The sequence below is a fragment of the Verruconatronum alginivorum genome (assembly GCF_056590205.1).
Genome location: NZ_JBWPVQ010000001.1, coordinates 3,551,295 through 3,568,534 on the forward strand (window position 1 = coordinate 3,551,295; position 17,240 = coordinate 3,568,534).

A 17,240-nucleotide genomic window follows, 5' to 3' on the forward strand; every position below is an offset into this window, starting at 1 on the left:
GTTTTTCCAGTCCAGACAGCTTTCGATTTCACCTCAGGTTCATCCGTCATGAGTGCTCATTTCCTTTGTCATTTCGCTCGATTGGTCTTGTTTGCCTTTGTTTTGGCCTGGCCGGGATGGCAGCTTCAGGCCGGAGCGGTCAATATCGCCGGGAGGGATGGCTGGACGGCCATCATGTACGGTTTGAACCAGGACCCCGCCGGGGACAGTCAGGCGGGGGCGGCCGACACCGACCTCATCGGATCCGATTTCCACGGTTCCCTTTACACCGCGTTCGACGACAATGGCACTTCGAATCCCGACGACGACACGTTGTTGTTCCGTTTGCGGATCGACAATCCGAGCTCGCCGGGGAACTTTCGCGGGGTCGCGGTGGTGGGGATGGACGCCAATGGCGATGGACGGATCGATATTTTCATGCAGGTCGATGCCCGGAACAACGGCCGGGTCATTCGTCTGATGGATCCCGGCACCGACGCCAATATCTCGCCGAACACGACTTCAACGAATCCTTTGCCGGTTGGGTGGCTCCCCAACAACGGGGTTTATCCGTTTTCCTCGACGAACTTCAATTCCGCGTCCGTCACGGCCGCCAACGATCCGCATTGGAATGGCAACGACGACGTTGGCAACGACGGCAAAATCGACGCCTTCGTTTCGTGGCGAATTCCGCTTAAAGACATCGCCACCGTCCTGGCGAAACCGTCGCCGATGGATAAGAACGGCAATTACGGACCCCGCGGTCCGAACGGCATTCAAGGTTTCAACAAGGACACCCTCGTCCGTTACGTGGCATTCAGCCAGACCCAGAGCGGTCCGATTAACGGGGACCTTCTCGGGGTGCCGCGCCATTACGACAAGAACGCCACGTTCGAATCCTTGGGAACCATGACCCCGCCGATGAGCGCCAGCGAACCGGTTTCGGCAGGTCCCTCAATCAGCATCGTAACTCCCGTCGGCGGGACCCTCTTCAACGCCACCACCAGCGTCAATGTCACCGTCTCCGGAACGAGTGCCTATTTGGAGGGACGGACCGTTACCGTGACGGTTTCCGATGGGATCGATTCGGTCTCGGGGAACGCCACCGTGCAGTCGGGGGGAGGGTGGAGCGTCACGGGACTTAATCTTTCGTCGCTCAGCAACGGTCTGCTCACCGTCAGCGCCAGCGCCACGACCGTCGCGGATATCACCGTCAGTGCCTCCACCACCGTCAACCTCAATACGACGTCGCCGGATTTGGAAATCACCCCGTTGGCGCAGAACTCGGCGGGTCGTCCGACCATCAGCGGCACCACCAGTCTTCCCGTCGGTTCGGTTATCACGGTGGTAATCGACCATGACAACAACCCGGGGACGCCTCAGGTCACTTATCAAGTCGTCGTCGGCTCTGGCGGAACCTGGACACTCAATACCCAGACGGCTATTCCGGTTTCCGGTTCCCTGCCGGCGGCCGGGCTCACCAGCTATGCTTTGATCACCGCCTCCGGCACCGATGCGGCCGGAAACACCACCACCGCGACGGCCTTGAATCCACCGACGGTGAACAATCTCGTCACCAGCAACACCACCCCGGCCATCACCGGCACCTGGACCCATATTTCCGGCGATGTCCTCCGGGTTACCATCAGCGGGGCGACTTACGAATTAAGTCCGTCCGGCAATTTCTGGACGCTGAATCTCTCCTCCCCGCCGCCCGTTTATTCGGGGGCCTTGACGCCGCTAGTCGCCGGACAGACCTATCCGGTGACCGCGACCGTCGTGCGCGGCGCGCAATCGGTGCAGGGCACTGGGCAGGTTGAAGTCGTCACGGTTCCGATCGTCGCCGTCGCGATCACCAGCGGGACAACCGCGACCACCGCTTTCCCGGTGATCTCCGGCACTTCGGAAAACGCCGGCGGTTATGTGCTGGTGACGATCGACGGGGTGACCTTTTCGGTGGTAACCGACGGCAGTGGAGCCTGGACCCTCGACACCCAGACCGCGACGCCGATCCAGGGAACACGTCCTTCGGGCGGGTGGAGCGGGCCGGTTTCGGTGAGCGTCACCGATAGCACCGGGACGGTGTCCGACAGCATCACCCTGACCATCACCATCCCTTCGGTCACGATCACCGGAATTTTCAGCGACGCGACGACCAATACCTTCGCGATCGTCAATACGGCCAATAAAGTCGGTTCGGGGAGCTGGATCAACATGACCGAAAGGACCAACATCCGGATCCAGGGCACCGCCACGGGGGGCGCTTCGGTCGACGTGGTGATTCGGGATTGGAAGGGAAACACCGTCACCGGGAACGCGGCGATCACCGCTGGGACCTGGACCCTTTCCGGACGGAATCTGACCAGCCTGAGTGACGGGCGTCTCGATATCACCGCGACGGTGGTCGGTTCCACCGCGAGTGCGACCAATTCGAATGTGACGTTGGACACGGTGGCTCCGCGGATTTTCGATACAACAAACAAGCCGATTCGGCACAATAACCTTCATAACATCACGGGCACGACTGACATTCCCATCCATGCCAACCCATCCACTCATCCTAATCCGCCCACATTGAACGTTACCCGGACCGGTGGAGCTGCGTTTACACCTGTTACCGGCGTCCCAATTTCGACAAGTGCTCCATACTCCTGGTCGGTCGCAGCAGGAAGTCTGACAAGTGGGACGACTTATACCTATACCATAACCGCTGTCGCAATTTCGGGGAATGTCACCGACGCGGCGGGCAATATTGTCCAACCATTGACGATTCAGGTTTTGGCTCACAACCAAGCTGAGAACACCGTTAACACGCTTGTTATTAATACTATTGCCTCCGCTGATCAAATTGGAGTTTCGCATATATCTCCCCTGACGATTTCCGGCACAACTACCCGAACCGGCGCTACGGTGACCGTCACAATTAGCGATGGGGTCACGACGCTATCGACTACCGCTGTTGCCGCAGGAACGGCGCCCGGCACTTGGACTGCTACGTTTCCCACCTCCAGCCCCTCGACCGATGTCAGGTTGTTGAAAAACGGTCCGGTTTTTGTCACCGCTTTCATCCCGGGAGTTCCCGCAGGAGGGGCAAATCCTGATAATCCTTCGGCCTTGACCGCCACCCGTCCCGCCACCCTCAACCTCGCCGATCCTGTCCTGACGATCACCGACAACGTTCCCGGGACGGCCACGGGGCCGGTCACGTTCACATTTTCTTTCACCGAAGGAGTCACTGGTTTCGATGCGAGTGACATCGCGGTGACCAACGGCACCAAGGGAACGTTCACCGTTGTTAACCCTTCCACTTACACCCTGATGGTGACGCCCCCCGCCAATTCGACCGGGGATATTCTTGTTAGCGTCCCCGCGGGTGCCGGTTCCGGCCTCAACACCGGGCGTCCGAGCACCGCGGCGAGCGCCACCCAGGCTTACGACACCACACCGCCGCCGGTTCCGCCGACGCTCACCTTGAATACCTCGGCGCTCGCGACCGACGCGTTTCCGGTGATCTCCGGCACCACCACTGAAATGCAACCCGGCTCTATCGTGACGGTGGTGGTCGACCTCGACAACGACGGCGATAACCTGGTCGAATACCAAGTCACGATCGGAGCGGGCGGCACCTGGAGCCTCAACACCGCCACCGCCGTTCCTTCGTCCGGAACGCTGCCCGAGGGGGGAGTCAATCCATGGTCGGCCGTCAGCGGCACCGTGACCAATGCCGCCGGTTCCGTGACGGCTTACGGTTTGAACACCCCGGCGGTCGAGCCGTTAATCACCAACAACCCAACCCCGACCGTCACTGGAACCTGGACCCAGGTGCCGGGTGCGGTGCTGAGCGTCACCCTCAATGGGGTGACGTATTCCGAACTGAATGGCAATCTCACCGTCGGGCCTACGACCTGGTCACTGACTGTCGCTCCCGGCGCTGCTCTGGGGGACGACGTTTACGAAGTCGTCGCCACCGTGACCCGTGGCGGCGACAGTGTATCCGACCTGACGAACAACGAATTGACCATCGACACCTTCGCGACGATCGCGATCAACGGCGGACCGACCGCGATCACCGGCGATCCGACTCCGGTCATTTCGGGGACCTCCGGAGGCCTGCCCGCCGGCACCATCGTCACCGTCTCGCTCGACCTCAATGGCAACGGCACCCCCGATTTGGTTTATCTCGCGATCGTCGACGTTGATGGCAACTGGAGTGTCGACACCGAGACCGCCACCCCGGTGTCGGGATCCTTCCCGTCCAACGGACTCGGCGGGGTGATCGACATCACCGCCACCGCAACAGATGCGGCGGGGAACACGGCGGTCGCCGAGCAGGAGTTGACCGTCAAGACCAGTGCCTACATCACCTTCACCACCAACCCGAGCAGCAACAGTCCGACGCCCGTCATTTCGGGAACCACCGATATCGAGCCAGGAGAACAGATCGAGATCTGGATCGATACGAACGACGATGGGATCTTTAATTACGGCCCCCTCTTCGCCACGGTCCAACCCGATGGCACCTGGTCAGTGACGGTGCCGGATCCGCTCGATCCCGGTTTAATTCAGATTCAGGCGAGTGGAACCGATCTTCTCGGCAATCCGGCGGTTACCACCACGTCGATGATTATCGACCTCACCGCGCCGAGCCTCACCATTACCACGCCGATCGATCAGCCTCCGGGTAACGAAGACGGGATCCTGAACCGGGTCGAAAACGACGCCGTGGTCATTCGCGGAACCACCACCGACGTGCCCGCCGGCGGCTTGATTTATGTCACCATCACCGACGGCTCGATGACTATCGCCGATACGGTCGTGGTCCAGAGCGATGGCTCCTGGACGGTTGACCCGCTCAACTTGAGCGCGTTCGCCGATGGCACGTTAACGGTCACTGCCACCTACATCGACAACTTCGGGGCGATGTTCATGGATGTCGCCACGGTGTTGCACGACAACACGCCGCCGCCGGCGGTCCTGAGCGCCGCCACCACCACGATCACCGGCCCCGCCCCGGTTTCCGTGCAGGTGACGGTTACGTTCAATGAGCCGGTTACAGGCCTGACGGAAAGCGATTTCGACACCTCGAACGGCGCGACTGTCCAAAACCTCCAGCATCAGGGCGGCAACGTTTATACTTTTGATTTCGTTCCGGCGGTCGACGGCACCGCTTCGGTCTGGTTGCCGGCCGGATTGGTCTTTGACGTTGCCGGGAATCCGAATCTCCTTTCGAACACCCTTACCTTCAACGTCACCAATCTGGTTCCTGACAACATTCCGCCGACCGTGATCAGTATTCTGCGGGAAAATCCATTGGCGGAGATCACCAACGCCGCGACTGTGACTTTTAAAGTCAGCTTCAGCGAAGCGGTGAAAGGAGTGACGACCGGCAGTTTCCAACTCACCGGAGCGGGTGCCCCGGGAGGGATCATCAATGTCGTCGAAGGGGTCACCGGAACCGGGAATCCGACCGACGGTTACATGCAATACCTGGTCACCGTCACCGGTCTCTCGGTCAACAACGGACCCTTGTTCCTCGAAATCGGTCCGTCCCATGGGATCGAAGACACCGCGGAGAATGACCTGGTCGATCCGATCCCGGACGATGTGGAGGGTTATTTCCTGGATACGATCGCTCCGGTCGTGAACACCGGCTCGATCCTTTTCAGCGCAATCACCTTGCCGGTGATCGAGGAAGGTTCCGGTTTGGCCACGGTCACCCCCGCGGCGGGCAGTTTTACCTTGTTGATCACCCGGCCAGATACCACCACCTATTCCCCGGCCGTCACCGGGGTGGCGGTCAACACCACCAGTTCCGCCGTCCAGCTCACCTTAGGGCAGAGCATTCCCCATGATCACGTGGTTCAAGTGACTTATACCCCTCCCGGCACGAATGCCCTGCGCGACGCCGCCGGCAACCTCGCCGCGGGTTTCAGCTTCACTCTCACCAACAACGCCCCGGTGCCCGACACCACTCCACCCGTCATCGATCTCGATCCGGAGGACGGCGGCTCGATCCACCGCACCGTCGCCAGCCCGGGAGGCTTTCCCGTTTATCTCGCGGACGGGGCCACCCTGGTCGAAAACTCCGACAAGGTCCCGACCATTTTCCTCGAAGTGGCAGGTCTTCTGGACGGTGTCGATGAGAAGCTCATCTTCGGCGGCACCACGGTCGCGGCCGACGGCTCCGGAACCTTGCCGACGAACATCACCGTCGGTGGTGTCCAGGTAAACATCGGTTATTTGGGCGGGGTTTTCTTCGTGCAGAAAGTAGACTATTCGTCGCTGAGCGCAGCTCAAGCGCAGGAGATCATCCGCGACATCCGGTATGCCAATGAAGCGACCGTCGTCACCCTCGGTGACCGGACCATTATTTTCACGGCCGAAGACGAAGCGGGCAATGTCTCCCTCCCGGCCATCGCCACCGTCAGCGTTGTCGCCGGCGCTCCCGACGCGGCTCAATCGACCCTGACGCCGATCAGCTCGACAATCACGGTCGGTGGATTCACCCAGATTCTCACGGTTACTGCCCGCGATGTCGCCGGGAATCCGTTGCCGACCGGTGGAGCGACGGTGACCATTACATTCGCCTCCGGCACCGGCAGCATCGGGAGTGTGACCGATGTCGGCGACGGAACCTACACCGCGACCGTGACGTCGCCGAATCTAGTCGGCAGCGGCGTTTTCGTGGCGACCCTCAACGGGCAACCGGTCCAAAACGGCGGGGCGAGTCAAACTGAAGCGGTGGTCAACTACGTCGCCGGACCCCCGACCCAATTGGTTTTCATCAACGATCCGTTTACCGGCGGCGACAGCATCACCGCCGGGACCACGACGCCGAGCGATCTGGTGTTGCAACTCCAAGACCAATTCGGCAACCCGGTGACGGTGACCGATTCGGCCGGACTTACCGTGACGCTCGGGACCGGGAGTCCGGCGGGCGAATTCCGCGACGAATTCGGCGACTCAATTTCTCCGGCGGAAGTGGTGATCGCGGAAAACAGCAGCACCGTCACGTTCCGTTATTACGACGAACGGGCGGGGAATCATACTTTGACCGCGAGCAGCGCCGGATTGACCGACGGGACCCAAGCGGTGGAAGTGACCCCGGCGGCCTTGGCGTCGCTGGTGCTGACCCTCCCCGGCGAAACCTTCGCGGTGGGAACCGGCAACTCCGGCACCCCGACGGCGCGGACCGCGGGCGAAGCCTTCGATCTCGAAGTCCGGGCGGTCGACGCCTTTGGCAACATCGTGACCGGTTACGACGGGGAGAAGAGCCTCCAGTTCTCGGGAGCTTCGGCCAGTCCGAACGGCGACCAGCCTCAATATCCGGCGACCGTGACCTTTGCCAACGGCGTGGCGAGCGGTCCGGCGAGCGCGGAAGTCATTTTGTATCTGGCGGAAACCCTTCAACTGACCGCCACCGAATTCGACGGTCCCGATCCGGTGGTCTCCGGAACCTCCTCCCAGTTTGATGTCAATTCGGCCGCACCGGCGGATGTCGATCTGACCGGTCCGGTCGCAACGGTCGCCGGGGTGGCGAGCGCCAATTTCACGCTGACGGTGGTCGACGCCTACGGCAATCCGTCGGCGGTGAGCGACGACACTGTTTTTGCCCTGAGCTCGACCTCGGGCGGTGTGGTCACCTTCGCCCCGTCGGCTGCGGTCACGGTGCTCGAAGGCCAATCTCAGACCACTTTCACCTACACCGACACCTTGGCCGGACCTCACGTGGTGACCGCCGAGATTGCGGGGACTCCGGCCGACGCCGGTTTGGTGGGGGCGAGTGACGCTCATCCGATCGTGGTGGTCCCGGCGGCTGCCTCCCAGTTGGTGGTCGCTCCGGTCGGAAATCAAGTGGCGGGCGTTCCGTTCGACGTCACCGTTACCCTGGCCGATGAATTCGGGAATCCGGTGGTGGCAACCGCCTCCTCGACCATCGAGTTGGAACGGGAAGCGGGAACCGGCAATCTCGGGGGGACGGTTGGCGGACTTCTGGAAATCGGACAAAGCTCGGTGGTGATCAGTGGCGTCACTTACAATGTGGCTGAAACCGAGGTGACCCTGAAAGCCACCGGCGACGGCGGCAGCGCCGATGGATTCGACGGCGTGTCGGCCCCGTTCAATGTCGGAGTTGGCGGTGTTTACACCTTCCTGGTCGAGGCTGACGGCGGCGGGCCGATCGGTCAGCAGACCTCCGGGGAACCATTCGCGATCCGGATCACCGCGCAGGATCAATTCGGCAACACCGTGACCGGATTCGAAGGGACGGTCGATCTGACGGTGAACCAGGCGGCGCTCATCACCGGCGGGGGCACGACTCCGGCGTTCGTCAACGGAGTTTTGACCGGCCATCAAGTGCGGATCGACGTCGCGGATACCGGATACGTTCTCACCGCGACCGGCGGGGGAGGCGAGGGTGATTCCAATACCTTCGCCGTGGTCCCCGGAGCGCCTTACGCCGCGGCTTCCACGCTGGCTCCGTTGAGCTCGACCTTGACGGTCGGTGGAGAGACCCAGGTGTTGACGGTGACGGCTTTTGACGCGTGGGGTAACTCGATCTCTGTCGGCGGAGCGACCGTGACGATCACCCTGGCCTCCGGTACGGGAAGTATCGGGACCGTGACGGATCACGGCGACGGGACTTACACCGCGACTGTTACCTCGCCGAATCTCGTCGGCAGCGGCGTGTTCGTGGCGACCCTCGAAGGTCAATCGGTGCAAAACGGCGGGGCGAGCCAAACCGAAGCGGTGGTCAATTACGTGGCCGGCCCCGCGACCCAGTTGGTCTTCGTCAACGATCCGTTCAGCGGTGTTGACAGTATCACCGCGGGCACTACGACGCCGGGCGACCTGGTGTTGCAACTCCAGGACCAATTCGGCAACCCGGTGACGGTGACCGATCCGGCCGGACTTACTGTGACGCTCGGGACCGGTAGTCCGGCGGGCGAATTCCGCGACGCTTTCGGCAATCCGATTTCTCCGGCGGAAGTGTTGATCGCGGAAAACAGCAGCACGGTCACTTTCCGCTATTACGACGAGCGGGCGGGGAATCATACTTTGACCGCGAGCAGCGCCGGATTGACCGACGGGACCCAAGCGGTGGAAGTGACCCCGGCGGCCTTGGCGTCGCTGGTGCTGACCCTCCCCGGCGAAACTTTCGCGGTGGGAACCGGCAACTCCGGCACCCCGACGGCGCGGACCGCGGGCGAAGCTTTCGATCTCGAAATCCGGGCGGTCGACGCTTTCGGTAACATCGTGACCGGTTACGACGGGGAGAAGACCCTTCAATTCTCCGGTGCTTCGGCCAGTCCGAACGGCGATCAGCCCCAATATCCGGCGACCGTGACCTTTGCCAACGGCGTGGCGTCCGGTCCGGCGAGCGCCGAAGTCACCTTGTATCTGGCGGAAACCCTCCAACTGACCGCCACCGAGTTCGACGGTCCCGATCCGGTCGTCTCCGGGACCTCCGCCGAATTCGACGTCGACGCGGCGGCGCCTTCGGAAATTGATTTGACCGGACCCGCGACGGTCGCGGCCGGGGAGGCGAGCACCGATTTCACCCTGACGGTGGTCGACGCCTACGGCAACCCGTCGGCGGTGAGCGACGACACCATTTTCGCCCTGAGTTCGACCTCGGGCGGTGCCGTCACGTTCGCGCCTGCGGCGACGGTCACGGTGTTGGAAGGCCAGACGCAAGTCACCTTCACCTACACCGACACGATGGCGGGAGCGCAAACGGTCACTGCCGCGACCTCGGGGAGCCCGGTCGACGCCGGTCTCGCTGGCAAGGACGGATCGCATCCGATTTCCGTCACCGCCGGACCTGCCACGTTGGCGAATACCACCGTGACCGCCGACCCGGCGGCGATTCTCGCCGACGAAACCTCGGTTTCCCTGATATCCGTGCAATTGAAGGATGCCTTCGGCAATGACACGGAGATCGTGGGAGGCGCGGTGACGTTGGCTACCGATGCGGGAACTTTGCTCGGGGTTTTGCAGAGTTTGGGCGGGGGGCTGTTCACCCAGGAATTGCGCTCCAGCGACCTGGCGGAAACGGCGACTTTGACGGCCTTTTTGGGCGGCCAACCGGTGGTGGATACGGCGACTGTGTCATTTATCATCTGGGAACCGATCGCGATCGAGAGAGTACCGGTCGGGGACGAGGGGAATCCGGCCGACACCACCGGTTATGGTGCGGTCGCTTACGGTTTTGAGATCGCGAAACATCCGGTCACCAACGCTCAATACGCCGCGTTCTTGAATGCGGTGGCGGCCGATGACCTCCACGGCCTTTATCAGACGGCGATGGCCGCGAATCCCTTCGGCGGCATCGAACGTTTCGGTTCGAGCGGCGATTACGTCTATGTGGTGAAGCCCGGTTTTGAAAACAAGCCGGTGAACAATGTGTCGTTTTTCAGCGCGGCCCGCTTCGCTAATTGGTTGATGAACGGACAACCGCTCGGAGCTCAGGACGCTTCCACCACTGAGGACGGGTTTTACACCTTCGACGGCACCTCCAACATCGTCGACCAGGCGACCCGTTCCGGAGACCAGGTCAACGGCGTCGACTGGGTGGCGGTCGCTTCTCACGACGAGTGGTATAAAGCGGCTTACTACGACGGAAACAATGGCTATTTCCTCTATCCGACCCAAAGCAATACGATCCCCGTCGCGGAGGCGCCTCCCGGAGGATCGAACTCCGCCAATTACGCCAATGTCGTGGCAAACCTGACGGATGTCGGCGCGTATGGTTCGACGACCACCTACTACGGAGCGTTCGACATGGCGGGTAATATCTGGGAGTGGACCGATACGGTCAGCTTCGCGCCGAATCACTTTATCCGGGGCGGTTATTTCGGGTCGGTGGTTTCCGATCTCGAGGCGCCGACGGTCTACGGCCAGGATCCGGTTAATTTCAACAACATCATCGGATTCCGGGTCACTTTCCTGTTGGATACCACGCCCCAGGGTCCGGTGGGCATCGTTCTGAGCGGGCCGGACAACGTCACCGCCGGGGAGATCAGCGGCTTGATCACCTTGACCGTGGTCGACTTCCATGGCAACCCGGTCGCGGTCTCCGCGGACACCGTGTTTACTTTGTCCAGCGACTCGGGCGGCAGTTTCGGTTTCGATCCGGTCAGTGTGACCGTCCTCGAAGGCCAGTCGAGTGTCACCTTCACCTATACCGACACGTTGGCGGGGTTGGTGACCCTCACCGCCACCGTCAGTGGAACGCCGGCGGACGAGCATTTGGCGGGCCAGAGCGATACCCATGAAATCACGGTCAACGCCGCCGCTCTCCATACGTTCGCGGTCGAGGCCGCGGGCGGCGGGGTGATCGGGCAACAGACCGCCGGAGAAAGCTTCGACATCCGGATCACCGCCCAGGATCAATTCGGCAACACCGTGACCGGATTCGACGGAACGGTCGATCTCTCGATCAATCAGAACGCGCTCGTCACCGGAGCGGGAACGACCGCGGTTTTCGTGAACGGCGTGTTGGAGAGCCATTCGGTCCGGATCGATGTCGCCGACACCGGTTACGAGTTGATTGCGACCCGCACGGGTGGGATTGAAGTCGGGGAATCGAATGAATTCGCCGTTCAGCCAGGAGCGGCGGCCCAGTTGACGATCGCCACCCAACCGTCGGCCACGGCGACGACCGGTGTCGCCTTCGCCACCCAACCGGTCATCCGGATTGAGGACGCTTTCGGGAATCTGATTTCCACCGACAATTCCACCGAAGTCACTGTCGCGGTGGCCAGTGGGCCGGGGACCCTCCAAGGGACCACCACCGTCACCGCGGTCAACGGCATCGCGACCTTCGCCGGTCTCTATCACCCGGTGGCGGGCGAAATCACCCTCGAGTTCACCAGTTCGCCGGTGCTTGCCCCAGTCACCTCGGGGACCATCGTGGTGGCTCCGCCTCCGGCACCGGATGCCGGGGAGTCGACCTTCACGGCGGCGCCGTTGACGGTGGAGTCCGGGCAGGACGTCACGTTGACCGTTACCTTGCGCGACGCGAACGGCGATCCGGTGACGACCGAGGATGCGATCACCATTTATCTGATCGAAATCAACGGAACCCCGTTGCCGGAAGGGGAGCGGATTCTCTTGCACGCGACGAATGTCAATCCGGCTGGGATTTTCTCCGCCGTCGAAAACGCGCTGAATCCGGGAGTTTACACGGTGGCGGCTTACATCGGGCTGCCGGGCGATTTCTCCCAGATGATCGATGAGCAAACGGTCACGGTGACACTCAGCACGGAGCCGTTGGCCGCTTTCGGGGTGCTCGGCACCGGGCTTTCGCCTTTCCCCGGGCAATTGACCGGCAACCTCCCATATGAAGCGTCGATCGTCGCCCTCGACGCGAACGGAGGCATCATCGACCTCAATGGGCCTTACGAAGTCGAAATCACCGTCCAGGGAGTGTCTACGGTGGTGATTCTCAACTTCACCGATGGCGTGGCTCCGTACGAGTTCACTCCGACCCAGTTTGGAACCGACTTTGTTCTCGAAGTGGTTTCGATCGCCGATCCGGCGATCACCGGTGAGTCGACTCCGTTTGATGTCGGCCTCGGGCTCCCGCATGGTCCGACCTCGACCATCGAGACCTTGACTCCGCTGGTGGCGGTTGGGGAGCAGGCCGTTTTCCAGGTCACTTTGCGGGATGCGGGCGGAAACCTGTTACCGGGTCTGTTGAGCTCGCTCAGTTTCTATGTCGACGATCAGGAACCCTCGCTCCCCTTTGGTGATTTGGCCGACATCGGCGGCGGACTCTACACCGCGACGGTGACCGCTCAGACTCCCGGACCGATTGAGATGTTCGCTTACATCGGGGCCAACCACGACGGGTTCGTCGGCGATCCGATCGGCAGTGCGGTCGCCACCGCCTTCGCGGGGCCGGCCGGTCTGGTTTTGACCGGTCCGTCCACGGCGGCCGCCGGTTTCCCGAGCGGCACGATCACGCTGACGGTGGTCGACGCTTCGAATGATCCGACGCCGGTGACGCAGGCAACAACCTTCCTGTTGTCCAGTAATTCCAGTGGTTCCTGGGCGTTTGCTCCGATCAGCGTGACGATTCCGGCGGGCCAAACGACCGCGACCTTCACCTATACCGATTCGGCGACCGGAAACTGGACGTTGACGGCGACTCCCGATTCCCCGGCCGACAATGGATTGGTTGGTCAATCCGCCACCCATCTGATCGAAGTGACCGGGGCGGTGCCGCCGGTGGCCAGTTTTGGAGGCAGCGCGCTCCGCTTCAACGGAGTCGATCAATACGGGGAAGTGGTTTTGCCGAATCCGGGGATTTTCGGCCAGGCGTTGACGGTGGAGGTCTGGTTCCGCCGCGACGACAGCGATCCGGCGCCGGTCGCGAATGAGACGGTGCTGGCAAAAGGGACGGATTGGTCACTTCGCCGTTCCGGGTTGACTGGCAACATCGAGTTTGTGACCGGGGGAGTGACCTCCGGCGGATCGAACACCCTGGCGGCCTCCGGTGCGTTCAATGGCGAATGGATCCATGTCGCGGCGGTCTACGACAGCGTCACCAACACCAAGAAACTATATATCGACGGAGTGCTGGCGGCTCAGCAGAATGTGACCGGAAGTTTGACCAACACCGGCGGTCTCTTCCGGATTGGTTCCAACGGAGCGGCCACCCCCGGCGACTTCTGGGGAGGCGATGTCAGTGAAATCCGGGTCTGGAACGTCGTTCGCGACATCGGGCAGTTGAACGCGATGAAGCAGACCCGGTTGCAAGGATTCGAGTTTGGCCTGGTTCATTATTGGCGCCTGGCCGAAGGCATCGGGAACACTACCGCCGACGAGCAAGGGGGAGCCAATTTAAGCCTCTTCAATCTGGTGAACGACCTGGAATGGTTCGCCCCGGGAATCGATGTGAATCGAGTGGTCGGTATCCAGGGATTGGATGTGCAAATCAATCTCGGCGGATACGATCCGATGGGACAACCGCTGACGGTTTACATCACCAAACTTCCGGAGAAAGGGGCGTTGTATCAAATGCTTCCGAACGGCGATCGCGGCGACTTGATCGTGGTCCCTCCGGGTGGTCGCACCCTGGTTACCGGTTTGTTGTTGTATGCGGCTCCGGACGAACCGGGCGCGGATTTCGACACCTTCGAATACGTGGTGATCAGCAGCGACGAGCGCGAGTCCGACGTAGAGGAAGTGATCATCGATCTCGAACCGGCCAGCTTGTTGGGCGGAACCGCTCTTTGGCTCAATCCGATGCCGTGGTTTGAGCAATACGTGATCACTCCGAACCTGCAAACGCATTTCACCGACAACGCGGTGACGATCGAGGTTTGGTTCCAGGCATTCGGGCCGGGGGTCATCGTGACGGAACTCGGGCAAAACCAAATCGACCGAGGCTGGCAAAATAGTCAGCTCGAAGTCGTCGACATCGGGGGCGGCCGCGCCGAAGTGCGGGCGCGCGTTTGGAACTTGCCGGAAGCTGACAGCACGAAGTTGGTGAACGGAGTGGCGCTGGGGGAAATTGAATACGGCGACTGGCACCATGCCGCGGTCCGCTACGATCCGGTTTCGCGCCTGCTCGACGGGGCGCTCGATGGCGTGGTCACCCGGAATCTTGGGACGGGCGAAGGATTCGCGGTAGGTGACCGGTTGGCTCCGTGGGAGACCATCATCGTCGATTCCTGGAACCAGGCCTCCCGCCCGGGACTGTTTTATGCCTTCGGCGCCCGCGACCGGCAGCACCTCGGGAGTGGCGGGCCGATCGGCCAGTTGACCAACAATTATTTTCAAGGCGTCATTGATGAAGTCCGGATCTGGAACGAGGCAATTCCGGACGCTCGCCTCGCCGCTTCCCGTTCGCTCTTCCTCGCGCCCGAACGTTTGGCGGATTATCCGCGCCTGGTCGCGCTCTACCGGTTCGACGAGCCGTCGGGCAACATCATCCGCGAAGCCCGCTTCCCGGCTCGCAACGCGACGCTCGTCAACGGCGGTTTCCGGGTGGAATCGTTCGCCAATCTGAACATGGTCGACTCCGTCCGCGAAGGGGAATTCGTTCTGGAAATCCCCGGATTCCACGAGGGAGGGAGTGGAGCGACCACGGCATGGATCACCCGGTTGCCATTGTTCGGCGAGCTTTACCAATGCGGTCCGAACGACACGATCGGGACGCGCATTTCGAATGTTCCCACTCAAGTGACGAACGCCGATCGCCGGGTCATTTTCCGCCCGGCGGGGGGCGGGACGTTCGACACCCTCGAATTCGAGACCCGTCGGAGCGGGCAGGTTTTCGGACCGAAACGCCTCCGGTTCCGGGTCAATCGAACCAACGCTCCGCCTCAGATCAATGCGATCGGGACGGTGCAGAACGCCATCGAAGGAACGCCGGTGGAGATCACTTACGAAGAATTGGCCGATGTGCTGGGGGTCGGTGATCCGGACGGAGGAACGGTGGCTCTCCGGATCGAGCGGATCTTTATCGGATCGATGACCAAGGATGGAATCCAGGCGGTGCCGATGGTGACTCAGCTTCATCCGGGCGAAACCCTGGTCTGGACCCCGCCGCCGTACGTGAACAACGTCAACAACAACGGCCCGATCAACGCGTTCCGGGTGATCGCTTTCGATGGCCGGGCTTATTCCGAGAACACCGCCGTGGTTCGGGTCGATCTGGCCCCGGCCCCGAGCGATCCGGTGGCGACTTTCCCCGCGACCGCCCTGCGGTTGCAAGGGAGCAACCAGTTCGTTTACACCAAGAACGTCCGCCCGCTTTTCCGGCAGAACGATCTGACTATCGAGGTGTGGTTCCGGGCGGACGGCCCCGGGGTCATTATCAGCGAGCGGGCCCGGGCCGACCGGACGCAATGGAGCAATAGTCAGCTCGAAGTATTGGCCAACGGCCAGGTCCGGGCGCGGGTCCCGTCGATGCCATTCATGACTCCGATCGTTCTCGGCACAGTCGAGTTCGGCACGTGGAACTCCGCGGTGATCCGCTTCGACAGCGCCGCTCAGTTGTTCGACGGCTTCTTGAACGGAGTTCGGGCGCCCGACACTAGAACGGGCAATCGCTTGGCGCCGTGGAGCAACGGCCATCCGGGACTCTTCTACGGGTTCGGCTTGGGCGATCCGGTTAATCTCGGCAATGGATCGTTCTTCAACGGCCAACTTCGGGAAATCCGCCTCTGGAATATTGCGCGCAACACCGGAGCGATCCGGACCTCCTACCCGGGAAGTCTGACCGGGAATGAAATCGGACTCGCCGCCTGGTATCGCTTCGACAATGGGACCGGGACCACGGTGACCGATTACGGGCCGTTCCAGACGGATGCTTCCTTGATGTTCGGACCGGAGTGGGTCGGCGCTCTTCGGGTCGATCCTTCCCAGGAAGTTCCTGACAAGACGATCCGACTCGAAGGATTCCATCCGGATAACCGGGCGATCGAGTTTGTCATCACCAGCTTGCCGCAACGAGGATCGCTTTATCAGTCGGGCGGTGCGGTTCTGATTCAAGGGGAAAACACGGTGGTGAGCGGAAACCAGGTCGTTTATGTTCCGAGCCCGGGTCAAGTCGGCGACGATTCCTTCCAATATGTGGTTCGCGATCAGTTGGAACCGACGCGGGTTTCGGCGGCGGCGACGGTGAATCTGGTGCTTCAGTCCTCGAACGGTCCGATGTCACTTGCGATGATGACTGCCGAGGAGCGGGCTCACGTGGTCCGGGTCCATTCGACGCAGTTGGTCCGCTCGAAGCGGGAAACCTACCGTTATTATCTGGCGGGCGGAGACGTGGTCTCCACCTTCGATGAACCGCTGGAAGTCTTGCAGCTCGACTTTTCGATCGAGCGCGGGCGATCGTTCACCGTGGAATTCTCCGAAGATCTCCAAACCTGGAGCCAGGTCTACGACGTCTTCACGGTCGTCTCGACGGAAGATCCCTCCCGCCTCGATGGCATCGCCGAAGTCGAGACGGCCGGAGGGCGCGGCTTCATGCGGATCCGGGTGGACAACTAAACCATGACGGGGAAGACGAATTCCAACTCATCGTCGGTTTCGAGCCCCGAAGATTTGGAAGGCGAACTCCAGCTGATCGTCGGTTTCGAGCCCCGAAGGGGCGGAATCCTATAGCCCAGGGCAACGCCCTGGGTTTTGAGATCCCCCAGGACGGACAGCCCTGAAAGGGCGAAATTGTTAACGCCTTCGAACATCGCCGGCATCAGGCGCGGCCTGTTTGCCGGACCGGTCGACTCAGACCGTGTCCCCGGACT

1 protein-coding gene is annotated in these 17,240 nt (G+C 61.6%); it reads left to right on the forward strand.

Annotation, left to right across the window (positions count from 1 at the left end; genetic code table 11):
- Positions 1-48: 48 nt before the first annotated feature.
- Positions 49-16,986 (forward strand): invasin domain 3-containing protein, encoded by a 16,938-nt coding sequence (locus ACWUI2_RS12640; RefSeq protein WP_486983210.1) that lies wholly within the window; start codon positions 49-51, stop codon positions 16,984-16,986.
- Positions 16,987-17,240 lie beyond the last annotated feature (254 nt).